The sequence below is a fragment of the Paenibacillus sp. FSL R5-0636 genome, from assembly GCF_037974255.1.
GTDB lineage: Bacteria > Bacillota > Bacilli > Paenibacillales > Paenibacillaceae > Paenibacillus_AQ > Paenibacillus_AQ odorifer.
This window is the reverse complement of the sequence record NZ_CP150232.1, coordinates 3,671,799-3,696,735: the sequence shown is the minus strand read 5'-3', so window position 1 is coordinate 3,696,735 and position 24,937 is coordinate 3,671,799. Positions and strand designations below refer to the sequence as shown.

At 43.1% G+C, this 24,937-nt stretch carries 21 protein-coding genes and 3 pseudogenes; 6 read left to right on the top strand and 18 right to left on the bottom strand.

Annotated elements, in window-relative coordinates:
* Positions 1-379 precede the first annotated feature (379 nt).
* Together MKX34_RS16660 and MKX34_RS16655 are read left to right on the top strand one after the other, a co-directional pair.
* A complete protein-coding gene (locus tag MKX34_RS16660; protein ID WP_036677000.1) occupies positions 380-619 on the top strand; it encodes a helix-turn-helix transcriptional regulator in 240 nt (79 codons plus the stop codon).
* Entirely contained in the window at positions 609-959 is a 351-nt protein-coding gene (locus tag MKX34_RS16655) for a hypothetical protein (RefSeq protein ID WP_036677002.1), read from the top strand. Before MKX34_RS16660 ends, MKX34_RS16655 begins: the two co-directional genes overlap by 11 nt.
* A gap of 210 nt (positions 960-1,169) precedes the next feature.
* Here MKX34_RS16655 and MKX34_RS16650 read toward each other — a convergent pair whose 3' ends face one another.
* From MKX34_RS16650 to MKX34_RS16640, 3 genes and pseudogenes are all read right to left on the bottom strand, one after another.
* Positions 1,170-2,648, bottom strand: a complete 1,479-nt coding sequence (locus tag MKX34_RS16650) for a serine hydrolase domain-containing protein (RefSeq protein ID WP_076296614.1) — start codon at positions 2,646-2,648, stop codon at positions 1,170-1,172.
* Between the two features lie 255 nt (positions 2,649-2,903).
* A complete protein-coding gene (locus MKX34_RS16645) occupies positions 2,904-4,397 on the bottom strand; it encodes an SMI1/KNR4 family protein (RefSeq protein WP_076106718.1) in 1,494 nt (497 codons plus the stop codon).
* Positions 4,398-4,856: 459 nt separating this feature from the next.
* Positions 4,857-5,499, bottom strand: a pseudogene (locus tag MKX34_RS16640) (SDR family NAD(P)-dependent oxidoreductase).
* A 17-nt stretch (positions 5,500-5,516) separates the two neighbouring features.
* Here MKX34_RS16640 and MKX34_RS16635 point away from each other — a divergent pair.
* The 4 genes and pseudogenes from MKX34_RS16635 to MKX34_RS16620 form a co-directional block, all read left to right on the top strand.
* Positions 5,517-5,723 (top strand): annotated as a pseudogene (locus MKX34_RS16635) (helix-turn-helix domain-containing protein); the annotation flags it as partial.
* A gap of 496 nt (positions 5,724-6,219) precedes the next feature.
* Positions 6,220-7,674: a spore germination protein gene (locus tag MKX34_RS16630; RefSeq protein WP_076106716.1), complete on the top strand. Its 1,455-nt coding sequence runs from the start codon at positions 6,220-6,222 to the stop codon at positions 7,672-7,674.
* Positions 7,671-8,786, top strand: coding sequence for a GerAB/ArcD/ProY family transporter (locus MKX34_RS16625; protein ID WP_076296615.1), 1,116 nt, complete (start codon positions 7,671-7,673; stop codon positions 8,784-8,786). Before MKX34_RS16630 ends, MKX34_RS16625 begins: the two co-directional genes overlap by 4 nt.
* Positions 8,787-8,788: 2 nt before the next feature.
* On the top strand, positions 8,789-9,886 hold the full coding sequence (locus MKX34_RS16620) for a Ger(x)C family spore germination C-terminal domain-containing protein (protein ID WP_076106711.1): 1,098 nt from the start codon (positions 8,789-8,791) through the stop codon (positions 9,884-9,886).
* 132 nt (positions 9,887-10,018) lie between these two features.
* Here the strand turns inward: MKX34_RS16620 and MKX34_RS16615 are convergent.
* The 15 genes and pseudogenes from MKX34_RS16615 to MKX34_RS16545 form a co-directional block, all read right to left on the bottom strand.
* Positions 10,019-10,252: pseudogene (locus MKX34_RS16615) on the bottom strand (transposase); the annotation flags it as partial.
* 704 nt (positions 10,253-10,956) lie between these two features.
* Entirely contained in the window at positions 10,957-11,814 is an 858-nt protein-coding gene (locus MKX34_RS16610; protein ID WP_076106709.1) for an ABC transporter ATP-binding protein, read from the bottom strand.
* 9 nt (positions 11,815-11,823) lie between these two features.
* On the bottom strand, positions 11,824-12,837 hold the full coding sequence (locus MKX34_RS16605) for an iron ABC transporter permease (protein ID WP_076106706.1): 1,014 nt from the start codon (positions 12,835-12,837) through the stop codon (positions 11,824-11,826).
* Positions 12,834-13,805, bottom strand: coding sequence for an iron ABC transporter permease (locus MKX34_RS16600; RefSeq protein WP_256715543.1), 972 nt, complete (start codon positions 13,803-13,805; stop codon positions 12,834-12,836). The genes MKX34_RS16605 and MKX34_RS16600 overlap by 4 nt, the downstream gene beginning before the upstream one ends.
* Before the next feature lie 128 nt (positions 13,806-13,933).
* On the bottom strand, positions 13,934-15,904 hold the full coding sequence (locus tag MKX34_RS16595) for an AraC family transcriptional regulator (RefSeq protein ID WP_076106701.1): 1,971 nt from the start codon (positions 15,902-15,904) through the stop codon (positions 13,934-13,936).
* Positions 15,905-16,314: 410 nt separating this feature from the next.
* Positions 16,315-16,590 (bottom strand): hypothetical protein, encoded by a 276-nt coding sequence (locus tag MKX34_RS16590; protein WP_036677015.1) that lies wholly within the window; start codon positions 16,588-16,590, stop codon positions 16,315-16,317.
* A gap of 59 nt (positions 16,591-16,649) precedes the next feature.
* Positions 16,650-17,201, bottom strand: coding sequence for an NADAR family protein (locus MKX34_RS16585; protein ID WP_036677017.1), 552 nt, complete (start codon positions 17,199-17,201; stop codon positions 16,650-16,652).
* 2 nt (positions 17,202-17,203) lie between these two features.
* Positions 17,204-18,091 carry an NUDIX domain-containing protein gene (locus MKX34_RS16580; protein WP_076106699.1) on the bottom strand — a complete coding sequence of 296 codons (888 nt, stop codon included), beginning with the start codon at positions 18,089-18,091 and terminating at the stop codon, positions 17,204-17,206.
* Positions 18,092-18,117: 26 nt separating this feature from the next.
* Complete coding sequence (locus MKX34_RS16575; protein ID WP_076106696.1) at positions 18,118-19,128, bottom strand: AAA family ATPase; 1,011 nt, start codon at positions 19,126-19,128, stop codon at positions 18,118-18,120.
* Complete coding sequence (pnuC, locus tag MKX34_RS16570; RefSeq protein ID WP_076106694.1) at positions 19,125-19,805, bottom strand: nicotinamide riboside transporter PnuC; 681 nt, start codon at positions 19,803-19,805, stop codon at positions 19,125-19,127. Before pnuC ends, MKX34_RS16575 begins: the two co-directional genes overlap by 4 nt.
* 385 nt (positions 19,806-20,190) lie before the next feature.
* Positions 20,191-20,643, bottom strand: a complete 453-nt coding sequence (locus MKX34_RS16565) for an 8-oxo-dGTP diphosphatase (RefSeq protein ID WP_036677025.1) — start codon at positions 20,641-20,643, stop codon at positions 20,191-20,193.
* 33 nt (positions 20,644-20,676) lie between these two features.
* A complete protein-coding gene (locus MKX34_RS16560) occupies positions 20,677-20,985 on the bottom strand; it encodes a hypothetical protein (RefSeq protein WP_036677026.1) in 309 nt (102 codons plus the stop codon).
* Positions 20,986-21,047: 62 nt separating this feature from the next.
* A complete protein-coding gene (locus MKX34_RS16555; protein ID WP_076296616.1) occupies positions 21,048-22,700 on the bottom strand; it encodes a DUF6138 family protein in 1,653 nt (550 codons plus the stop codon).
* Between the two features lie 44 nt (positions 22,701-22,744).
* A complete protein-coding gene (locus MKX34_RS16550; protein WP_036677031.1) occupies positions 22,745-23,671 on the bottom strand; it encodes an ADP-ribosylglycohydrolase family protein in 927 nt (308 codons plus the stop codon).
* A gap of 307 nt (positions 23,672-23,978) precedes the next feature.
* Positions 23,979-24,920 (bottom strand): alpha/beta hydrolase, encoded by a 942-nt coding sequence (locus MKX34_RS16545; RefSeq protein ID WP_076106689.1) that lies wholly within the window; start codon positions 24,918-24,920, stop codon positions 23,979-23,981.
* Between the last annotated feature and the right edge of the window lie 17 nt (positions 24,921-24,937).

Sequence of the window (24,937 nt, the reverse complement as noted above, 5' to 3'; positions counted from 1 at the left end):
CCTGATTCTCTTGTTTCTTGCTCTGTTTGTTGCCTGGCGTGCTAAAAGGCATGGGTTTCGTCCATCCCAGATCCGTTAAGTAATCCGATTGCCATCCGTCTGCTATTGACTGTGAATTGTTCTTGCACGATCGTGGCAATCATTCATCGATTTGCACCACTGAAAATCATAAAATGCACCACCAAAAACAAAAACCATAAATTACATTAGATCGATATGTGAACCTGACGGAATCATGAATTTCGTCAGGTTCTTTTTGTAGTCTAGTCTTGTAAATCAAAGCAATCTAAGTAAACATAAAGGTTTTATATTACTTAGTATAAGTACACTTTACTTTTGTTAAAAATAAGTTTATAATTTGCTTCAAGAGGTGATGGTCATGAAGAAAGATTTTGGTGATTCAATATCCAATAAGGTTTATGAATATCGTGTACTTGCCAGAATGTCTCAGCAAGAATTAGCAGAGAAAGTCGGGGTTTCCAAACAAACCATTTTCGTAATGGAAAAAGGGAATTATGTTCCGACTCTGCTATTGGCTTTTCGAATTGCCGATTTTTTTAATGTTGATGTAAACGATGTTTTTACTTATTTGAAAGGAAATGATCAAAATGAAAATTAAGTCTATTTCTGATATCCATAACGCAATTTTTCATCCTTTAAAGTCCTGGGCTGAGCAATCTACGGGAAATTGGAATATTCTCATTGGAGTCGGTTTTTTACTGCTCATGGGTAGTGCGATTTTTACCTATGTATTTTATAAGAAGATTGGGCAAGACGATGAACGGACAAATAAAATCTTTTTGAAAAGCAGTTACTTTATGCTGTTGACAATTATTCTATGTGACATGATTTTTCCTAAAGAGTATATGTGGAACATCTTTTTCTTGTTCAAATATGCGCTAGCATTTTTAGCTGGTGGAATTTACATGGCCATCCAGTATAAAAAGGATTTGTCGTAAGGAAGGGTCGCAGAGCGAGGGCCAGCTAAGGATGGGGATTAGACAATGTTGATAAATATGCTAACTAAGTGATATGGAAGTTCAATAGGTGCAATCGGGTTGTAAAATAAATTGCTAAAATCAAAATATCCTTTTATGTTCCTTCCCCCCTCTGCTTCTAGCGGCAATGGTTACATGTTCTTGTCCTTTGATCGCGACAAGAACATGTATTCATAAATCAAAAAAACCTCGCTCTGCCCCGCCTCTTATGAGACTATTATATCGGTGAGTGTATACAAACCATGTAATGCTTGCTGTTAATAATGCTGACGAAATCAAGGCTGTAAGAACACTATATGTTTGCCAAATAAGTATCGTTGACCAATCTAATACACAGCACATTATACACAGGGCAATCGTAGCAATCAGCAAAATAGCTGTTACGATTATTCGCTTTTTTGTCATTGACTGCCGCTCATTCGTTTTCCTTCTGCGTAATCCTAGTAGAAAGAACAGAACGGCCAATAGGCAAAAAATAATTGTGGTAGACGATAAAATGATGTCCAAAAGCTGTGTGCTGCTTATTTCATATGACTGCGTTAGATTGCCGTCTAATATATCTTTAACTCTTAGTACAATGCTTCTATTGATATTTGCGCCGTTGGTCAGCAAGCAGACGGCTGTTCGTTCATTGGGCAGTATAATCACTTCGGTTCCAAAATTCGGATTTCCCCCGGGGTGCTCTATAATCGTTTGGTTGGCGTTTACCGTCCAGCCCGCCGCATAATACATTTCGTTGACAGCCGGAACAGACATATCACCCTGATGTGATTTTTCGATAACCGTATGGAATATTTCGGGTATGTCCTTCACAATACCCATCTGTATGCTCATCCAACGCGCCATATCTTTTGTACAAGAAATGATGTAGCCTGCGGGTTTATTCCCGGAATAATCCGGTGCGTTATATGGAGTTGTCATAAAAAAGGAAGAACGGTAGCCCTGTGCCAACTGTCCGGTGGCTTGAGCATCTTCTTTATAAACATACGTCTGGTGAAGACCTAACGGCTGAAATACCTGTTCCCTCATAAAGTCTTCATAGCTTTGTCCCGACACAATCTCAATAACCAAACCCAATACGTCATAATTAACGGTTCCATAGCTATACTGTTCACCGGGAGGGAACGCCAACCCAGCATCTACCAGCTTTTCCACAGTCTTTTGCAGCAAATCTGGTGTATTGCCTTGTGGAATATTTTGAGAATGCCTACTATTTGTTAGGCCGCTAGTATGGTGAAGAAAGTTATTGAGTGTAAGGCTTGTCATATCAACAGGTTTCCCTTGATACTTTAACGTAAACCAAGGTAAATATTTTTGGACAGTGTCAGTCATTGACAGCAGCCCTTGCTCCTCCAACAGCAGAATGCCCATGCCGGTAAAGGCTTTACTGACCGAGGCCAACTCATATAGTGTATTTTCACTTGCAGACAACCCACTTTTACGGTCTGCATACCCGGAAGAAAAGTAGAACATTTCATCATCAGCAAGTATCGAGATTGACATTCCCGGCACACCTGATATACGACGGGCATCATCCAGCAACGCGTGTATTGCCGCAGATTGCGTATCTGACAACGACGCATAACTTTGTGTTGCGAATCCTGAGATTAATATAAGTATCGTTATCACACAAACAATAGTCTTTTTCATAAACTCTCCATATCGAAAAAATTATGCGAGGATAATATAAACAACCCGTAGTACGCCTTATCCACCTAATGTATCGTTCCATTTTACTTAATGCTAGACGTTCAATAATTAGATTACAATTGTAAACTTCACAGACCCATGTATATTATTTCTTGTTTCGCAAAAAAGACCCCTCTGATTGCTTACCGGAAAGGTCTCCTTTCTTTTATAAAAATTCCACCCTATTATGATAAAGCTCAGCGTAGGCAAGTTTCATTAATCTTTCCATGTTACCTGCCATCCATATGACTGAAGTTTAAAGTATTTACTAAACTCCGCGACTACGGACTTCGCATTCTCTTTCGATGTTGCATGAAATATAGTTATATCGACTATATTACAGTCTGAAATTTCCTCCAAACCTTTAAGTCTTGATGCATCTACTCCAATCTGCTTTAGACTCATACAATTTTTGAGTATTGTTAAATCTCCAACCGGATAAGTGAACTGCTTTAATTTCTTCAATTCTCCTATAACCTCTATGTGTGATTCATCTATTGCACAGCTATCTGTCTCAAAAACCGTTAGATTCTTTAAAGCTTTTAAGAATGATAAATGTGGTATTGTCACTTGTTTGAGCTCTAGTTTTATTAACTTACTAAGGTTTGAAATATAAAGCAGGTCGCCAACCTCCATTTCTTCTAAACTTAGTTCCTTCAAATTTTTTATAGTTCCTATTAATTCCATTTCAATTGAGTTCATTCTACATAATCTCAAACTCTTTAATTTCTTTATATCTTTCAGTTTATGTATATTTTTTAATGGAAGTCCTATTAATGTTAGCTTCCTTAACCCATCTAAAGAAACCAAGTACTTCAAATCAGACTCTTTAAAAGCTTCTGATCCTATCACAAGTTCTGCTAAAGAAGTCAACCGTTGAAGTACATCAAAATTAGTAATTTCATCCGCATGTATAATAAGTTCTTTAAGATTAACCATATGGGTTAAAATATCCAAAGATATTGCTCCGTATTTTTGAGCTTGATCAGCTCTAATAAATACCATTCTCTTTTTTTTCAATGTTTTTGAAGATACAAAACCACTCTCAACATCGTCTTTAAAATACTCTTCCCAAAATCCGCTTACAGGGATAAGGCTTTTCTCTTCGATATTCCAATTAGTCAAAGCCAAAATATCATCTAACAAACTTCCATTTTCACGAGATAATATGATTACATCATCTTCTTCACGAATACCAATACTACTATTTCTGAGGCTCGAATTGATAAATTCAAAGAAATGCCCCAAACTTTCCGCAATAACATAGGAAAAATTAGAATTGTGATCTATAGTAATAATTTGCCCATAAATGCCCTTTTCTCCGGGGTCTAAATCTATTGCCAAAAATGAGCCACCACCATCTTCAGCAAAAGGAATCCAGCCTTCTCTGTAGTTCCCATCTTTTATTACATCTGATTTGCTGGATATAATATCGTATGCTGATTCCAAAAGGGACTTCCAGTTGCTTACTATCGATTCAATGTTCATCCAACCAAGACCAGCCATAACACCAAAAATCTGCTCTCCTTCTCCATTAGAATTCATGTATAACTTTCTGAAATCTTCTGGAAATTTGCAGTTCATCATGCTCTCGAAAAGATCTATTTCTGATTCCTCAAGTGCTGGATTCAGTAATTCCTCTACATTTGGTATATGCGATTTTAATGTCTCAATAAGTAAACACTCTTCTTTTTTATTAGCTAACGACATATAGTGGCCCCCATTCTACAGAGTCATAATAGTTTCAGTAAACATCCTTGGTTGATCATCAATCATTTTGTTATGATTCATCTTCAACAGTTCTATCAATAATTAATTCTATCTTACATATGGAGCATCTATTTCCCAATTTAGCAATATCGTATCATGAATTTGTAAATATTGTTGTATTAAGTCATATACAAAAACCTAAGAGTCATCTTAGGGGTTGATTTTATCTCTATATAAACTTCAATCACAACTAATTTTTCACCCTATTTATGATACGGTTCTCCTTATACGCTATAACGGCTAAATTTCTTTCACAATTTAAAAAGGGATATCGAGAAAATCGATATCCCAGAATAGACTCTTTACTAAGTTGACTTTGGTGCAGCGGCCGACAACATCCAAATGTGCTCAACACCTCAACACATTTTTATTGTAAATCTAAGTATAGCTTGCCCTCTTTTATTGCGGATTTGTTGTCAAAATTCCAGCAGTCTTTATAAAGACTCGTTGTGGTAATTGCAGAGTCGCTACAATAAGTTCAGCCACATCTTCAGGCTGCATCATCCTGTCTTCGTCACCTATTTTCAGACCAACATTCGCCGCCAATTCCGTATTAACCGTGCTTGGGGTCAAAGCAGTTACGAGAATATTGGATTTCCTCACTTCATGCATGAGAGATTCTGTGAATCCCAACACTGCGAATTTGGAAGCACAATAGGCAGAACCGTTGGCAATGCCGCCCGGGTAACATAGTACGTCCCCATGAGGTTCGTTTGAATGATGCGCTCCCAAGCCTCCGTTTCCATCTCAAGTACGGTCCCAAACTTCGCTACACTCGCATTATTGATGAGAATATCAATGGTTCCAAGCTTTTCTGCCAGCGTATTTATTGCTAGTTCAGCTTATTCTTTATTGAAAATATCGGCGGTAACCTGAAACACCTTGACTGCATACGACTTCCCTAAAAATTCTGAAGGCTCTCCAAATCGGCAGCGCTTCTAGCCATGATACCAAGATGTACGCCTTCTTTCGCAAGCGCAATAGCAGCGGCTTTCCCGATTCCCTTCCCTGTTCCAGGGCTAAGACTTGGGGGACCAACAATTTAAATCCTCCATGTAAATGACACTGAAAGTAATCGGCGGCAAGTGGAAGCCGGTTATTCTTTGCCACCTTACCGAGGGAGCCAAAAGATTCGGAGAGCTTCGCCGCGATATGCCAGGCATCACACAAAAGGTGTTGACTCAACAATTAAGGGAACTTGAAGATGATGGCATCATTCACCGAAAAGTATATACGCAAGTGCCTCCAAAGGTGGAATATAGTTTGAGCTTTTGTTCAAGTTCCAATACTGTTCCGTTGGTGGTAAATCATGCTGGTCTGTAACAGTTGCCAAAATGCTGTAGAACCCATTTCACCATCACATTCAATACTTCTTTCAAGGTACCATCCACCTCTTGAGTTTACGTAAATGATTTCACCCAGTGAGAGACTAGATCTTCCTTTGAATACTCTTTCTAGCTGCTCCGGGTAACGAATCTATCAAAAAAGGACCCCATCGTCGTTGACGGTGAGCACGAACCGATCATCAGTATAGAATTGTGGGATGCCGTCCAGAAGTTCTGCAAAAATCGGGGCGTGAAATAAACCCTCGTCCGTTCAATGATCGCGTCCGTTACCTGCAGGCGGCCTTGCGAGGATAAGACGACCGGCAAACGAATTATGCACCCAGGACGGTTTGAAATACAAATTGCCGGTTGTATAATTTTTCGATTACAGAGCAAGATAATACCAGATAATCACTTTAATCATGGAGGAGAAGACTATGGTTAAAAAAGACCCTCAAATGAAGAATCATCAAATGTCTACATGGCTTGATGAATTAAAACAGAAATTGAACCATATGGATGATGCCGAAGTCGTTGAGCACAGAATGGGTACCAGTGCTTCAGTCCATCTTTTATACATAAAAACGTTAATCGATCAAGAGCGTTTAAACGAGGCGATTATTCAGCCACTTTATCGATCTGTCGGCAATTCACTTTCTTCATGCATAACCAATGCCAAAGTTTCGGAAGTTCTATCGATCGAAGATGCTGAGCAAAAAATAATGCAAGGATTTATTCTTCTAAACGATTCAGTCAACAATCAATGGTTAGGCGTCCAGTTGGAAAGTTCTTTGGGTCGGGCAGTTGAACCTTCCCAAACGGAAACGGTTATATATGGAGCGAAAGACAGCTTCAGTGAACAAATCGATAAAAATATTACAATGTTGCGCAGACGTTTGCCTATAACTACATTAAAAACGGAAAGCTTTACTATCGGTTCACTAAGTAAAACGAAAGTTGTGTTACTGTACATAGACGGATTAATTAATCCAGAATTTGTATCCCTTGCAAGAAAGAAAATTAACAGTGTGGATTTCGATCAATTTTTAGACTCCTCTCAGCTTGCAGCTTTTATTGAAGATCATAACCATACGGTCTTTCCGCAGTTTCTACAAACGGATCGGCCGGATGCCTGCGCCTACGCCTTAGGTGAGGGAAAGCTGACGATATTGGTTTCCAATTCACCGTTTGCCTTAATTGCTCCCATTACTTTTTTCCATCTAATGCAATCGCCGGAAGACTACTTCCTTCGTTGGCCGGTAGCCAGTTTTTTACGTATAATCCGGTATGTAAGTTTTATTGTTTCTTTGACGATGATTCCTTTTTATGTTGCGTTAACGACATTTCATTACCAAATGGTTCCGCTGCCGCTTCTTTACGTATTGTTGGAATCGAGAAGCAAATTGCCCTTTACTCCGTTTGCGGAAGGATTTTTCATGATCATAACGCTGGAAATCATCAAAGAAGCAAGTTTGCGAATGCCGACCAAAACCAGTCAAACTTTAGGGGTTATCGGTGGTATCGTCATTGGACAAGCTGCAGTAGAAGCAGGCTTTGCAAGTAAAGTACTGATAGTGCTGATGGGTATATCCGCTATTGCTTTCTTTTTAGTTCCCAATTATCAAGTGACAAAATCCATGGTGCTGATACAAATTCTTTTTCTTGTCCTTGCATCGTTTCTTGGGTTGCCGGGAATCGTGATCGGGCTAATCGGGATTCTTGCACATCTCCATGCATTAACGTCATTAGGTCAACCTTATTTAGCACCGATCGCTCCTTTTTATGGGAAGGATTGGAATGACCTCTTTATCCGCGGCCCTTTAATTTGGATGAAAACGCGTCCAAAATATCTAAAACCACTACGGAAATGGCGACAGGAGATGAAGAAGTGAAGAGTTTATCCTTATATAATCGAACTTCCACCCTTGGCGGTATCTATTTCCTTCTCTTAGTGAATCGCATGCAAATGCATTATTTCATTTTAATCATGCCGGCTTATTTGGTTCATTCGTATATGGTTTGGGGAATTGTCGTGATGGGGCTACTGTCCCAACTTAATTTGATGATGATGTCCAAATGGTTTACTTCAAGTTATGCAGCGAAAGGCTATCAAGGATTTTTACAGCTTTTCGGGAAACGGGCGGTTCAAGTTTTCGCAATACTTGGTTTTTTGATAATATTGTTAAAAATTTCAGTCATCACACTGGGATACGTTGAAATGCTCCATAGTTTTATTTATCCATCAATGAATAAAAAATGGCTGATCCTAATGATTCTTTTGATCAGCTTATTTGTGGCTTCACATGGAATGGAGAACACATTGCGTTTTGTCGTCATCGCCTTTCTTTGCGGGGCTTGGATCGTAATCGTGTTTATTCCTTTTTTCTTTCCGCCGATTGCAAATTACCGCGATTTGTATCCTCTCATACCCACCGAATGGTCAGGACAATCATGGCAAGGTTTGTTGTTTATTTGGTCGGCATTTTCCGGTCCAGTATATTTGGTCTTTATGGTTCCATGGTTAAGCTCCAATAAAAAAATATCGAAATATCTGGTCATTGGAAACATGCTGACGATCCTGGAATATTCATTATTGTTCATTGCTTCGGTATTATTTTACGGTTCGAACTTCTTAAGCAAGATCAATTTCCCGATAGGATATATGGGAAGCTACATTCAAACGAGCGGTTTAGAACGAATCGATTACATCCTTATCTCTTTCCATATGTTTAATTATGTGTTTGACATTTCAATTCTTCTGTTGTGTTTTTATGGAGCCGGAAGAGTCTTTATGAGAAAAATGAACGAACGCACGACTCGGATCAGATTATTGTCGAGTTGGTTCGTCATTTTGATAAGCATCATCTTAATGGATCAATGGTTATGGCAAACGGTTCCGGGTCAAAAGATGTTACTGAACATTCAAATCTGGCTCAGCGCATTCATTTATTTACTTGTTCCTACGATCCTTTTCACTGCAGTTAAACGAAAGGAGAGTATGTAGGCATGGTATCATACAAGCACTATGGTTTATTAGCGAGTGTATGCCTTATGTGGATGGCCGGCTGTTCTTCTCCATATGTCGAGAACAATTTGGTCGAAGAGATCGCTCCGGTAGTTTTCTGGTCGGTTGACGAGGGGACGGAAGGAAAGTTGAAAATCAGCACTTTAGTACCACCGCTCATCCAAGAAAAAAAACGTCTTCTCTCCAAGGAAGTCGATCTGTTAAAGCAGGGAGGCAGGGAGTTTAATTTAATTTATTATCGGGAATTAAAGCAGGGGCAGCTGCGAATGTTATTAATCAATGAGGAGCTGGCAAAAAAAGGAGGAATTGAAAGGCTGATCAATACGATATTGGTTGATCCCGATATTTCAATGCGTGTCTATTTGTTGATTGTCAGAGGCGATTTTGATGAATACATAAAAAATCAATTGACGAAGCAAGAAAACCAAGATTATTTTCTTTATCGGATGTTAAAGCATTACGAGGAGCATAACCAAGGTGAAATGAGCATCGTCAATATTCATCAATTTATGAAGATGTTATATTCCCCTCTTAAGGATCCGATCCTGCCGGTTTTTCATTCGGATAAGAACAATTTCAATTACGTAGGGACAGCCTTATTCCAAAAGGATAAAGAAGTAATGGTCATTCAAGACGTGGACGATGATATTTTTCAACTTCTGGATAACGATCATTTCCTAAAAGTCTTGGCCATTCCAAAGTTATCTATCAGTTTAGGACGTATTCGATCCGATGTTCGCATGAAATTATCGAGGGACTATTCATCCTTGTCTTTACATGTGGGATTGAACGGAAGAATAGAGGAATACCAGGGAGAAATGAATATTCAAAGTGAAGAACAATCGGAACATTTAATTAATGAGCTTGAGCTCTACCTTCAGGAACAAACGTCGGATTTATTAAAAAGAATGCAACGGTGGAAAGTGGATCCCTTAGAGGTCGGAACCCATTCGCTTAAGCCGTTTTCTAAAGAAATAACGGATGAGCAATGGTTGAAATATTGGGAAAATATGAAAATTAATGTTGACTACGACATCAAAGTACATCCTTTAATTAATGGAGCGGTTGATGTGAGGTAGCACCAAGAAGTTTGTGTAAGCTAGGGAAAGTAATTCTTTGGATTGCCTGAGTGGTATGGGTGTTCGTTGGAGTGGAGGGGCCCCCACCCCAACGAAACTAGAGCAGCATTACTCTTCTAGCATGGCGAAACGGGATATCGTAGTGGTTGGAGAGTAATGGCTGCCAAACATACTTTCAATAAATCGAGCTACGTCACGCGTTCCCATTCCACTTTTGTACATCTGGATAACAGCCTCTTCCAGCTTCCTCACTGGTCATGAACTGCTGGATTTCCGCCTTCATGATGGACTTCAAATTATCTTTGACAAACTGGGTGACAAGATTTCAAATAGATTATTAAGCATGTTTTCGTGTAGAATACTCATCGAGTAGGGATAAGAAAATTGACAGTAAGGAACTTTATCCTGAGCTTGTTATTCTCGAGATTTTCGTAACTCTTAAAAAATCGGCTCCATGAGGCTCACAAATCGATTTATTGGTGCTTGCTTTGGCTTCGAGATGTGGTTTAAATCACACAACAACACTATATGTAGGCTAAGGAGTAGTTAATTTATTTAGTAGCCGTCATTTATGATACGGTTCAGCCCGATTTGTCCTCACCGCGGGATACATCTGTTCCAAGCTTTCAGCCACGTTTAGATTCTATTGTGATTGTGCGCCCTGAGTCTGAACCAGCTGATCTTCTCAACTGCTGTGTTGCGGTCCCCATCTGCAGTTTCCGGGCAATCTGCTTGTTGCGCATTCCTCTGATACCTTCAATAGTCCTCCTTGCTTCATTTAGAGTTATATATACTGGTTTTCTCAAATTAATCACGTAATCTAGTGCTCCGAATAATAAAAAAAGCCCGCAAGCTAGGTACCTGCGGCTTTGAATTTTATTTAGGATATGTTGTAATTTATTATTATCTCTCCCCTCCCCAACAAAGCCATAGCCCCCTTTTATGGAGTTGCTTGTGGAAGCTACAGCAAAGGCTATACGCGTTGAATCGTGGCTATCACGACCCCGGCAAATCCAATGCCTAACTGCACCAGTATTTCCGTGCTCCTAGGAGGACACGCTATGCGATTTTCAAGTGGCAATCGCCTCTTTCTGTTCCTTAGCTTTTGGGAATCCTTGATCTACTCCTTGTTCTCTACGACTATCACGCAAGAGCTCGTACGTCACATACACCGGTCGCCCTGTTCGTGGTTCCAGCATAATCTCGGCATCAATGGCAAACACCTCACGCAGCGTCCGTACCGTCATTACACGCTCTGGCGAACCATGCTCCACCACCTGGCCCTCACGAATCGCCACCATATAGTCGGAGAAGCGTGCTGCCAGATTCAGGTCATGCAGCACCATCACAATCGTCACCTGTTGACTGCGATTCAGTTCATAGAGCAGTTCCAGCACTTCAAGCTGATGCGCCAGGTCCAGATAGGTGGTGGGTTCATCCAGCAGGATCAGATCGGTTTGCTGGGCGAGAGCCATCGCAATCCATACGCGCTGACGCTGACCGCCAGATAGCGTATCGACCTCACGATGCTCAAACGCTGTAAGCTGTGTAACCGATAGGGCCCAGGCTACTACTTGCTTATCCTCTTTGGAGAGCTTGCCGAAGCCCCGTTGATGTGGAAAACGCCCATAGGCGACTAATTGACCGACCGTCAAACCGCTTGGTGCGGTCGGCGTCTGCGGCAGAATCGCCATCTGCTTGGCCACTTCCTTGGTGGACAGCGTGCGGATATCTGCACCATTCAGATAAACCGTACCATTATTCGTCTTAAGCAGCCGACCAACTACCTTTAGTACGGTTGATTTGCCGCATCCATTGGGACCAATAATCGAGGTAATCTGTCCACGCGGAATCTGCAAGTCCAGTTCTTGTACGATAAGCGTGTCATTATAGGCAATATCGATTTGTTGCGCTGTAATACTTTCCATGACGTCCTCCTAATTGGCCTTCGATAGTAAATAAAGAAAGTACGGAACACTGATGACCGTAATGACAATTCCCGTCGGCACATCTCCCCCCAGGCTAACCGTGCGCGTAATCGTGTCAGCAAGTACCACGACTAATCCCCCGGTCAGGCTGGCAGCGGGAACGAGCAATTTGTGATCGGGCCCGACCAGTTTTCTTGCCATATGCGGAGCGATCAAGCCAACGAAAAAGAAGCTTCCACCTACGGCCACACTGCCAGAGGATAAAGCAACCGCAGCGACCGACAACCCCAAAAACTGCCGCTTCACGGCAAGACCCAGCCCTACTGCCGTCTGATTGCCCAGATGGAGGGTGTTGAGTATGCGAGACTTGTAGAAAATATAGCCGAGTAAAATCAAGACCCATGGTCCCAGTACGGAGATATAGCGCCAATCAGCGCCCCATAAGCTTCCTGCCAGCCAGTGCAGCATGAAATCCATCTGCGAATCATTCAGCTTGAGTGTCAGGAAGGTGGTCAGCGCTTCATACCCGCTTCCGAGTGCGACCCCGGTTAAGATCAAACCGATTGGTGAGATATCTCGCCCACGGCGATACGATAATAAGAAGATTAATCCCGCCGCCAACAATCCGCCAACAAAGGCCAGTAGTGGCAGAGCAATAAAGGAGCCCTTTCCTGTTGATGCGATGAATACGACAAAGAACAGGACAAACAAACCTGATCCCGAACTAATCCCCAGCGTCCCCGGACTAGCCATGTCATTGCGCAGCAAACTCTGCATCACGACCCCAGACGCTCCCATTCCCAGACCTACCAAGATCGACAGTGTGATTCGTGGCAGGCGAAAATCGAACACGATCAGATTTTGCTTGTCTGTACCGTTTCCCAGGAGAACATTCAGCACTTCTAGCGGTGAAAGATTCATTTTGCCAGAATTCATGCTAATGACAGCAAACATAAGGATGAGCACCATAAGCACTATATTGACGATTATGCCCCTTTGCACCGTATAACGCTGCTTGATCATTCAGCTTCCCTCCTTTGCTTGCGAGCCAGGAAGAGAAAGTACGGCACACCAATGATAGAAAATATAATGCCAATCGGTGTTTCGAACGGCTTATTGATCAAGCGTCCAGCCAGATCGGCCGACACGGTCAGCAACGCACCATATAGCGCAGCTGCCGGAATAATGTAACGATAGTCGACACCGATCATGTATCGCACAATATGTGGGGTAATCAGACCAACAAAACCGATGGGGCCAACTAAGACAACAGCCAATCCAGTCAGCACGAGCACGATAATCGTCGATAACCCCTTGACAAGTCCGCTACGAATACCGAGTCCACTTGCCACATCATCCCCCAAACTGAGCAGTGTAACAGAAGGAGATAGCATCAGCGCCAGCAGCACACCTCCAACAAATAGCGGTGAGATAATTAGCAATTCCCCCCACTTGACCCCCGCTGTACTGCCTGCCGTCCAAAATGCCAATGCTCGACCCAGGTTATAATTGATCGCTAAATACTGACTGAGTGCGCCAAATAGCATGGAGATGGACAGTCCTGCCAGTACCAGCCGCTGAGGCGTCATCCCGCGCTTGCCGAGTGACGCGATGAAATAAGTGATCCCGGTCGCGAGCGCTGCTCCCAGACAAGCAAACAGCATCATCTGCCCATACGAATAACCCGGCAGAAAGGCCAGGCAAAGAGCAATCGCGAATGCTGCCCCAGAGCTGATCCCCATCAGCCCGGAGTCGGCCAGCGGATTGCGCGTCGTTCCCTGCATAATAGCCCCACATACCGCAAGGCTGCACCCGACGATCAGATCGGCTACGGTACGCGGAAGACGTAGGGTTTGAATAATTTGATGCTCAGTGAGCGTTGGATCAAATCGGAAAATAGCCTCCCATGCAGTCGCTAACCTCATGTCGGCGGCACCGAAGCTAATCGACGCCGCCGACATGAGAACCGTTAATCCAAGCCCTACCACCATGTACATGGCGAAGTTCACCGCCCCACGGCGTTTTTGTTCAGGCTTGTTTTTCATTACGTTTTCCTTTCCTTACCTACTGACAGTCATATTTGTAAATTGGAGTACTTCTTAATACCTTGTCAAAACCCTTATTGAGGCATTGCCAGCAATTGATTGATAATATGATCAATCAATGCACTGGAAGTCATTATATCCGTGGACCAAGATAGCGATGTACCCACCGTTATGATCCGATTATGTTGCACAGCAGGTAGTGATTTCCAGACCGCATTATCAGTTGGAACTTCCGTATCTCCTATAGCGATTAGATAATCCCCTATGTAAGCAGCCAATACCTCCATAGAGATATCTCCCCAATATTTATCTGCGTCAATAATATCAGTTTGAACTTTTGATGGTGCTTTCATTTTAAGTTCATTATAAACAAGCTCGCCAACCGCATGTTTGGCTCCAGCGATATAGTTACTTTTATCACTGAATTCCCCCATAGTAATCGTCACGTCTGAAAGACCTGCATTCTGAAGGGCTAACTTCGCTTCTTCGATTTTTCCGGCATAAGCACTCAGAACAGCTTTAGCCTCTTCCTGCTTGTTCAAAACATCGCCAATAAAATGTATACGCTCTTCTGTAGTCATATCACCATAAGGGACATAAATTGTCGGGGCAATTTTGGATAAATCTTCATAATTTTCATCACCCCATGCTAAAATGATCAGATCAGGCTCAAGAGTCATGACATCTTCCGGCTCCATAGCTATTTTAATGGAGTCTGTAATCTGGTTAGCAAAAACAGCCTCTTTCCCGTCCCTTGCTGCTCTCGCCACACCTAGAGGAGTTACACCGAGGGCTACCACATCACCCACTAAGTAATCGACTACAACACGCTGAGGGTTGTTAGGCACCTTAACGTCACCCTTTACTGTGGATATCGTTCTCGTCTGCGAGACTGCTTCTGAAGCTTTCGTCTCCGATACTTCCGGTTGTGTCGTCTGTTGTGTCTGTGCAGGGTTTGGATTTACCGTTCCCCCGTTATTCGATGGCGTTCCCGACGCACATGCCGACAATAACAGCATCAAGCTCATCGCCGCCGCCAAGATCATTTCTTTACTTCTTACTTTTCCAAACATGGTTGATTCCCCTTCTCTATAAGACTGGACTAGACCTGCTAGTTCCCTCTCATAGTAAAGAAAATGAGAATCATTATCAATACCATCAACCTGCATGGATAGTGCGTTTATTTTCCGATAATCACTTGGTGTCATCTTGTAATACTTCTTAAACATCCGAAACAGATTTTTCTCATCTGCAAAACCAGATCCTGTTGCGATCTCTTTAATGGTTGCTTCTGTATGCTTCAAGTCATGGCAGGCAGCTTCAATCCTTCTCTGAATGAGGTACTCCTGTAAGCTCATGCCTTCCTTCTTTTTGAACAGCCGCGTCAATTGCCCGCCACTGATCCCAAACATATCGGCAATTTCTTGAAACATAATCGGCTGCATGTAATGTTTATCGAGGTATATCTTGGCAGAACAAGCCGGATCTGGCTGGAGATACCGAATCTCACCACTCTCAAAATCTCTGTAGACCCCATGAATCAATTGATATAGAAAACTTTTGGCCTGCAGCTGATCCATCGCTTTGCCGCGGTTCCAGCCATTCATCATCTGTTGAAACCAATCGAGTAGCAAGATAGGATTACTTGGTGTATAACCAAACTGTTGAACAAATGGGTTCACTTCCTCCAGTAATTGCTGCAGGTGCCTCTTGAAAAAAAGAGGTAATTCTGCTTTATAAAACACCATAAAGGTCTTTACATTCTCCCCTATAGGTGAAATACTGAGCAGGCTCCCCTTCCCTCCGTGAACTAAACCAAAGCGTTCCATTCCAAATGTGGTTTCATTCAGTTGAATTTGTGCTTCTCCTCCACATGCATAGATAAACATACTACTAGGCATTTTATACTGCTCCAACGGGTATTGGGACGCTACATTCTGAAAACGCACGTCTATTAATGTAATGATCGAACGTGTCCAAATGTGGGCCATCGTATCGATCATCTCCGGTGTAAATACCTGGCTTGCTGCTGCTTCGTCTTGCATCTATCTGCGCTCCCTCATCTCACTTTTTCCATTTTATATATCACCTATCAATTGATATTGATTATCAATATCATAATTCATGAGGTAAGTATATCATCATTAAGTGACATTGGGGACAGGGGCCGAATAAATGTATAGAATCCTTATCTAGGATGCTTTCATGAACGGTCATCGTTGCATCAACCCCACCTTTAAACACAGATATCGTAAAAATGAACGTTTCAGCGGGCTTCCGCTTCGAGAAATTTAGAAGAACATCGAATCGGCAATCACAAGTTCTTGCCCTGAACAAAAGACAAGAACTTGTTCCAATAAAAAAACCGCGCCCAGCGCGGATTCCAGTGAGACTATGTTCTTGTCCTCTGATCGGAGAATCGTTTCTCAATCTCAGCAGAAGATATAGTTTACAGCTAAATATCACGAAGCAGTGAAGTATTAAGCTCCGCTCTCCCCAAGTAGCCGCTGCAGATAACGGGGCGGTTAATGATTTCATACATTTTTTTAAGATCGGAAATGTACTCTTGGCTCCAAGTTTCAAACGAATCGAATTCCGCCATTGATATTTGATGGTACTCCGGGGAGTCGGTTACCCCCGTTAGGACCTCATATGCATAAATATTGTCACCAAACTTTCCTACAGATTGGTATCTACCTGTTTTCAGGCGGATATAATCGGTATATCTCACGGTCTTCCCTCATCCTTTCATTGATTTCATCATGTCTATTTTCTTAATCTTGTATAAATCTAACTCCGCAGCAACTCGTCCCGCGCTTCCGTCAGTGCGAACCCCAGCAGATTTCTACCCCGCCATTTCACGGGATTCTCCGCATCTGGATTGGACTGGCCCATGCCGATCCCCCAAATACGGTCCCGCGGGCTAGCCTCCACAAGGATGCGGTTCTTCGTCGAGTTAAGATAATCGTTAAGCTTCGGATTCTGCGAAAATTTGGCCAAGCTGGCTCTTTTGACGATACCGTAACATTCCTTATCCCAAATATCTTTGTCAAAGTTTTGGACCGCACGTCCAAAAGCCTTCATCTCTTTTGGGTGCTTAGCTTTAAGGATGGACTCCAGCATTTCGTCATCGCCGAACAACCTTGCCTTTTCGGCCATCATAAACTGCTCGGCGCAGGAGTACTGCGTTCCCTCTACCGTGAACGGGCACATCCACCATTGGCTGAAGCAGCTTTTATCGACGCTCCCGTCCTTAGGCGGTGTATGTCCCCAAAAAAATACGAATTTGAACTTTTTTCCTTCGTTATATACTTTTCTTAACTCATCGATATTGTAAATCATCGTTAACCCTCCAAATTTCTCCGATATAAGCGGGATGGCCTATGCCCCGCATTTTCGGTATAATGATCGGTCTCCACTACAAGATCTGCAACTTTACGCCGGAAGGCCGCCTTCAACAGTTCTTTATCCATAATTACCTCATACACCTGCTGCAGTTCCGTCAAGGTAAAAAGCATCGGCATCAAGTGCAGTGCAATATCGGTATAATTCACTTTTCCCCGCAACCGATCAATCGCGCATGCTATGATCTTCGCATGGTCGAAGGCTAATCCGTCATTCGATACGATCTCATAATCCGTGCCAGTCGATGTAGTCTTCGCTGTCATAGTCCTTGCCACGACCGCCGAAAGTTCTTCTTCTTCACTGCTTAGTTTGAGTTCGTACTCCAGCGTCTTGATGTATCCGTCCTCAATCAGCTCTTTTTGCTCCCGCAGCGGCCGATAGGATACCTTGAACCAGGCGGCGTCTGCTGCATCATCTCCTGCCTTAAGCTCCAACTTGTCGCTGTTGATCAGAGCCATATAGCTGCAGCTTATCACCCAGGTTCGTGGGTCGCGCCCGATATCACTGAACGTATACAGCTGTTCCAGATAAATGTCTTCCACACCGGTTTCCTCGCATAGTTCCCTTACTGCTGCCTGCTCAGTCGTCTCATTCGGCCGGACAAAACCGCCAGGCAGAGCCCATTTGCCCAAGAAGGGGTGAGCCCCCCGGCGAATAAGGAGGACGCGTAGCTCTTTTTCCGGCAGTTTGCGATAACTGTCAGCATCCTCTTCCGTCACAGTGAAAATAACCATATCCGTTGTCACTGAAGGCCGCTCGTAATCCCCTGCTCTGTATTGCTCCAAAAATTCGCGTTCCATAAGACCATCCTTATCCAACAAATCCAAGTGGGTACGCCTCCTTTATATTTGATTTAACCGTTCAGCTCTCCGAAATAGTTTCCGTAGGGCTCGAACTTTGCCAACACTTCATCAACCTTGCGAATACGTTCCTCCAGGCTCCCCCGCAGCGTAATATAGGGGATCCGCCGCTCCTTCAAATCCGCGATAATCTGTTTATGAAACACATGCCGCTTCTGATCCCCACTGCGGTCCCAAGTATCGTCGTAAGGAATATCGTCAGCGCATAGGAAGAACAGATCATAACGTTGCGCGTTCTCAAGAGCGATCCGGGTTAACAGCTCTGGGGCCCAGCCGTGGTAATCCAGGGCGAACATATACGTCGTGATCGCATTGGTATCGACGAACAGAACCCGGTTCGCCTCAAGTATTGCCTGTTCTTCGCGCTCGATATGACCCACCGCGATTTCATCGAACGCTTCCAAACCGATTCGGCGGTCCACCTGATGTTCGGTCCAATAATCGCGTCCGTATTCGTTCGCGAACGTCGTGCAATATCGCCGTGCCAGCGCTTCGGTGATCGTCGACTTCCCCGTCGACATCGCTCCAACGAACACCACTTTCGTGATCAAATCCCGGTACACGATATCACTTACGAACTCCCTGTACTTATATGGATTGGAGCGGACCATCGTCGCTGAGATCGGAACCCGCTCTCGGGCTTCATCCACCCGCCGGTCTATTGCACCCAAAGAGAGACTCATATGTTTGCCGTAGAACTCGCTCGAGTAAAAATGCGTTACTTGCTCTCCGTTCAGCAAACCGAGTATATACTGTTCTTCCCGAATCTCATGCTCCCTGTCATCCGAATACCCGTCCGGACCGTCCCAAGCCTCGATTACCCGGACTTCCGGATAGAGCCTGCGAATCCAATTTGCCCGGACATGAAGCGGGATCGGGGTGACCGTCGTTTCGTAAATGACCAAGATCAATTCATCGACTTCTTGTAGTGCCGTCTCGATCATGAACTGATGGCCTTTATGCAGCGGGGCAAACTTCCCCAGTGTTAGTCCAAGCGTTTTCATGCCGCCACCTCCTTAGCCCCTTTATTCCAAATATAGTACCCGTATACTGCGTTGACCAGATACGCGCTCCACATCACGATCATCAGCAGGCCTTCTCCGCTACCCTCCAGCATACGAATCACCCACAATAGCACCGTAAAGAGATTTAGCACGATATAGACCAGCCATTGTTCCTTGAATCTTCTAACCATTAAGAAGGTCGCCTCAACAGACAGCACCGTCGTAGTAGCATCGATGTAAGGCGAGTTCTGTCCCGGAATGAACGAAAGACCAAATCCGAGGAGCAAGCAGCCGATTACACAGACCATCCCAACGAGGAGCAGTCTTCTAAGATCCATCTGCCTCATGGTCAGCCTACCATCTTCTTGCCGATTACTTTTCCACATGTAGAAGCCAATGACATTCATTGGAACGAAGAATAGCAGATTGAGCATAACCTCTCCAAACAAACCGTTAATATAGGCCAAATAAGCGTAACCGACTGTATTGTACATGCCGAAAACATAGCTCATCAGGTTGCCCTTCGCCGCAAGCACCACGCATAACACCCCAGTAATAAAAACCGTAAATCCGAATAAAGAGTCCTTTGTTATCACCGTAAACCCGACAGCGATTGAGGTAAACAGTACCAACCACGTAATTTCGAACAGATTCCAGCTACCCGCCACCTTTTTCATCTTGCATCCCTCCGCTTTTTCGACTCATTCATAGAGTGAAAAACATAAGTTTTACTTAGTATCATTTTGTTAATAACATATTGTTACTATCAAAAATAACAGAAAATCCTGCGAAGGGCAAGTAAATTCTTCCTATTTCTACAGACAGGTACTTATTCATTTGTAATGGTTCGTTATAGGATCAAGCATAAGCCCTTTGCTCTAGGGATAATTGAACTCCTCGCCAGTAAGGTATGCGTTTGGAAGTCCAGAAGGCTTCTCAACAGAACTAACTTTAATTGTGTGAAAATAAAAGAAGACCCCTAATAAAAGGGGTTTCCTCCAATCTTGTTCAACTAACGTACCAATAGGTGAACTGTTTTTTTAGGTATGTATTTTATAATTCTCACTCTATAAGGTTTACTATTCCGTCTTTATACTTAAATAAATAATCACCCTCTTTTTCTAAGAGAACAGGTAAATATTGAGCTACCATTTCAGCAATTCCTAAATTACTTGGGTTCAATATCCAATCAATTTGTTTCCAATCGAGAATACCTTCTCTCGTTATTTGTATGGGCTGATTTCCTAAATTCTTATCTACTTCGAATAAGTACAGATACAATCCATCTTTTTCCTCGCCATTTTTATCCCAGGTAATGATACCTTTTGAATAGTATTTGCTTACTTTAATACCCGTTTCTTCTAATACTTCACGTTTTGCACCATCATCAGCATTTTCGCCTACTTCATTTTTACCGCCAACACCGTTCCACACGCCCATAATTGGTGGTTTTTCACGATTCAACATTAAGATACGGTCGTCACTCTTTAAAAAACACACATTATATTGAAACACGAAATCATCTCCACAATTAAATTGTGCACTACATCAGATAAACCCGTCTTCGGGTTCACCAACATCAAATCCTAATACTTTTGTCGCTTCCAATTTAAATCTCTCTATCCAAGAATTCCAATCACCATTACTCATCTGTGCATAAAATGATAATCCACTTGGCTCTACTGAGGCCACAATAAAAATATCATCATCTTCCTGCCCGAACCAATAGGGAATTCCATTTTTATATCCTATCCAACCTGGCATACTCTCATATATATTAGTTACTTTATCCCAGACTTCATCTGATAGGTAATACCATATATTTAGATTGCAATTTTGAGAGGTTAGGTTACTCATTTGTGTCCCTCCTTTAGCCAAGATCTATTTCAGATCCTAGCTTCACTTATCTCTATATAGCATCAGCAACTTATAAGAGTCAGCAGCTCTGATAGAATAACTCTAAGCTCATGCTCCGTCTGCTCTGACTTCACGGCTTTTTCCAGCTTTGCTCGACTTCCGAATATCCGGTATAGAACCTGCTCCCGTTCATATATTTCTTTAGGAGACACCTCTCGAAGCAGCACTTCTGCTAGCTCGGCCCGATCGATCACGAAGTTTTTGACAGATCTTGCTTCCTCATTTCCTGCTAGCAGAATGTCTACTAGGACTGGTATAAGCTCAGCCTCTACACCGTGCGCATCAATAAAGGCCTCCGCATAACCATCCTGTATCATTTGGTGCTCCGTATCTACCATCTCCATATAACGAGAGATGAGTGAAAAATATTCCTTGCTATATAATCCTAATCCGAGTACAGCATAGGTACCAGGCATGACCGACTTTTCACCCGGATTTGTGTCCTTGTACCACGCATAGGGCTCCATAGCGATATTCGCATACGCAGCTAGCTTAGGATATAGAGCCGGATATGCGAGTGCACCAGCAAAAAACTGATGAAGACCTGATTTAGCCATTTTTTTTAGAGGAAGATAGTTCTTTTGTTTGCTTTTCAGCTTCAGGTTATATTCCTTCGGGAATCCTTGCTGCAGCAATTCGGTAATGTGATCTAATGCTTCTCCATAAGCTGTTTCCTCCTCGGTCAAAATCCGGACTTCAATGCTCTGGGTTACATCATTATTATCAACTTCAACACGGGTTCCTTTATATACTGGAGTGAATTTCCCGCTTCCCCCCTGAATATACTCCGCTGCGCGTTTTGAACCAAGCTGGACAGCAAGTTTCAAATATTGTTCCCGGATGTCCGGTTTCGTTTTTCCAATTTGCAGAGCGGTATATACAAAAAAGGAAAGTTGATCTGCATTCGGATCCATAAGCGCCATATTCTCTTTAGGTATCCAATCCATTCTAAAGCTGCCTGTACGCACAAAATGGCGAGGAAGAAAAACATTCTGAATCCAATCATCCATAGCCGAAGTATACTGGCCAGTCCATTCGTCTAAGCGTCCCCTATTACTTCTGAGATTGTCGGACAAACGCTCTATTAATGGGCCAACCGCATTCTCTTCCTGCTTCAAAAGATCAGGATTCATCAAGTGATGAGAAAAGAAAAACTGGTCATCAACACTCGGCAATACCGGAAGATCAGACATGATTTTGGATGTTATAAACTTCTGTAATGATTGGCGGAGTTCGTTCAGCTTCTCTTCGTTTACCAGATGCACGCAAAGCGTTAAGTCTTCGTCCTCCATTTCAAAGGAAAGTACGATCTGGAATCGGTAATCAAAAAAACGAGGACCTAGTTTATCTGATAAAAAAAGCTCCTCCACTCTCTTGCATAATGCCGGGTAAAGTTCAGATCTAATTAATTCATCCGTGAGCTCGGCGATATAAGGACCTGCTTCGATTTCATAAGAGCTGTCCGTCCAATCAAGCGGTTCTTCAACATCAATATGTATTTTTCCTTCACGCCAAGCTACTTGGAGATAATCCTTTATCCCAGCCTGAAGCGGACGATTGCCTATGAATTCATTTATTCTTATAGTCTCTTTGTTATATATGGTCATCATCTCGCTCCACACATCGTTTAAAAACCTCTGTACTGCTGCGTTCATTCCCACTCCTCCTCATAGTTAATGCTAATAGAACTTAGTACTCCTCATGCAGATTGAAGACGGAGCAGCAGTTGATCAACCAGATCTGTCTCTCGCAGCTGGTTGATCCAGCGCTGAGGGATATGCTCATAGCCATATCGGATTCCCGCAAGACCGCCTGTGATACAGGCCGTTGTATCCGTGTCGTTGCCTAAGGCAACTGCTCGTTTGACGGCATTTTCGTAGGAAGTGCAGGTTTGGAGGATCATACATGCACTGAACAAGGAATCCACGACATAACCAGATCCTTCGCCATAGAATACTTTATCAGGCTGAATGTTCTCTTCAAGCTCCCGTTCATGCTCAGGCATCTGCTGGTAGATCTTTCGAAGCTTGCTAAGAGCAGTTCGGTAGCACAGATTGAAGTCTTGCTTTTGCAACAGTTCACGTGCAATTAACACATACAAGGCACAACATACCTGATTACAGATATGTCCATGAGTTACAAGGCATTGAGTATGTGCGTTTTGAACGAGCTGCTCGTCTGTTCCTTTATGCCACAAGGCAAGTGGTAGCACGCGCATCAGCGCTCCATTCCCTTTCCCATCAGGAACCGTATTGCCACTCTCGTAAGGGGACATTCCATGGTAATAAGTAGTCAGCGTACGACTGGTTTGTATCCCAATATCAAAAACTTGTTGGGCTACTGCCCATCTACCTTCGTGATACCAATCGACCAATTTGTCTGCAAAATCAGTTAGCTCCAGTGTACCTTTATCGATCAGACTCTCCAGCAGACATAGTGCCTGCGCACCATCATCCGACCAGGTGCCTGCAGGGACATCTCGGTAGGTGGGCTGAAAGCCCACAGGAGGAGTAAACTCAATATGCTTCAGAGGTGGGAGCTGCTCCGCTGATCTGAATTCATAGGGGACACCAAGAGCATCTCCAATCAATAAGCCGTAAAGCCCACCCTTAATTTTATCCCACATGTTGTATTCTCCTTATCACTAGATATAATTTGGATCAAGTAGCCTACAAATATATAAGCCTACCCTATCAATATTTAAACTGTTTTGCATCATCTAAATAAAAATTGAAAAAATAAGCTTCCAATGAACAATACGATAGTAATCTAAGCCTTTTTTAAAATCAATAATATATAACAAAAGATGAGGCTGTTTTTAAAAATCAACAACCTCATCTTTTTTATGAATCTTTCCCGAATAATTACGTGTCTCTACTTAAATAACCAATCAAGTTTTTCTGCGTATTCGCAATTTACTTTAGTCCCAGTAATTAGTTAGGGTGAAGTGCCCGGGCCATCGCATCCATATAGCCCTGAACAGCGCGCTGACTCACTTCTGTTTCTGGAGCGAAAATTTCGAAAAGGTGAAAACAACCGGGATACAGGTGGAATTCAACATCTACACCTGCTTGTGCAAGTCGTGCCACATACTCCATTGTCTCGTCTCGGAATAGATCGAGCTGACCTATACAAGTATAGGCTGGCGGCAAACCTGCCAAGTTCTCCGCTCTCGAGGGTACTGCATAAGTAGATTCTCCTCTGCCAACGCTCTCCTCGCCCAGGTACATGTTCCAAGCTGCTATGTTGTCTGTTCGGTTCCAGATTGCGCCTGCTTCTGTGATCTCATGACTGGACGGTGTGATGTTACGGTTGTCAAGCATCGGATATAATGGCATTTGGAAAATAAGAGAGGGTCCTCCTTTATCACGCGCCATCAGCGCGAGCACTGCTGTCAGTCCGCCGCCACCGCTAGCACCGGCAATTGCAACCCGATTCACATCAATGCCAAGCAAGGCTGCCTCCTCCGTCATCCATACCAATCCAGCATAACAATCTTCGATCGCCGCCGGATAAGGATGCTCGGGAGCAAGCCTATAATCAACCGATACGACAATACATTCAGCTGTCTGAACAAAACGTTCGCATAATTCGTCGTCCATATCCGGATGTCCTAACACGTATCCGCCCCCGTGAATCCATAGCATGGCAGGTAACAAGTCATTCGTTCGCCCGGCAGGTTCATAAATTTTCACCAGCATCTCGCCTCCATCCCTCGGGATTTTGCGACTGGTTGTGTTTACATGCTCTGATCCTTCCACGGATGCAGCTGACACTAAGCTCCTGCTCCACTCTAAATTCTTCTCCAATTCAAACCCTGGAAATTGTGAATAAACCTCTCTTAATTCTGGTAGTATACGTGGTTCAATACTCATAATAATCCCTCCAAATA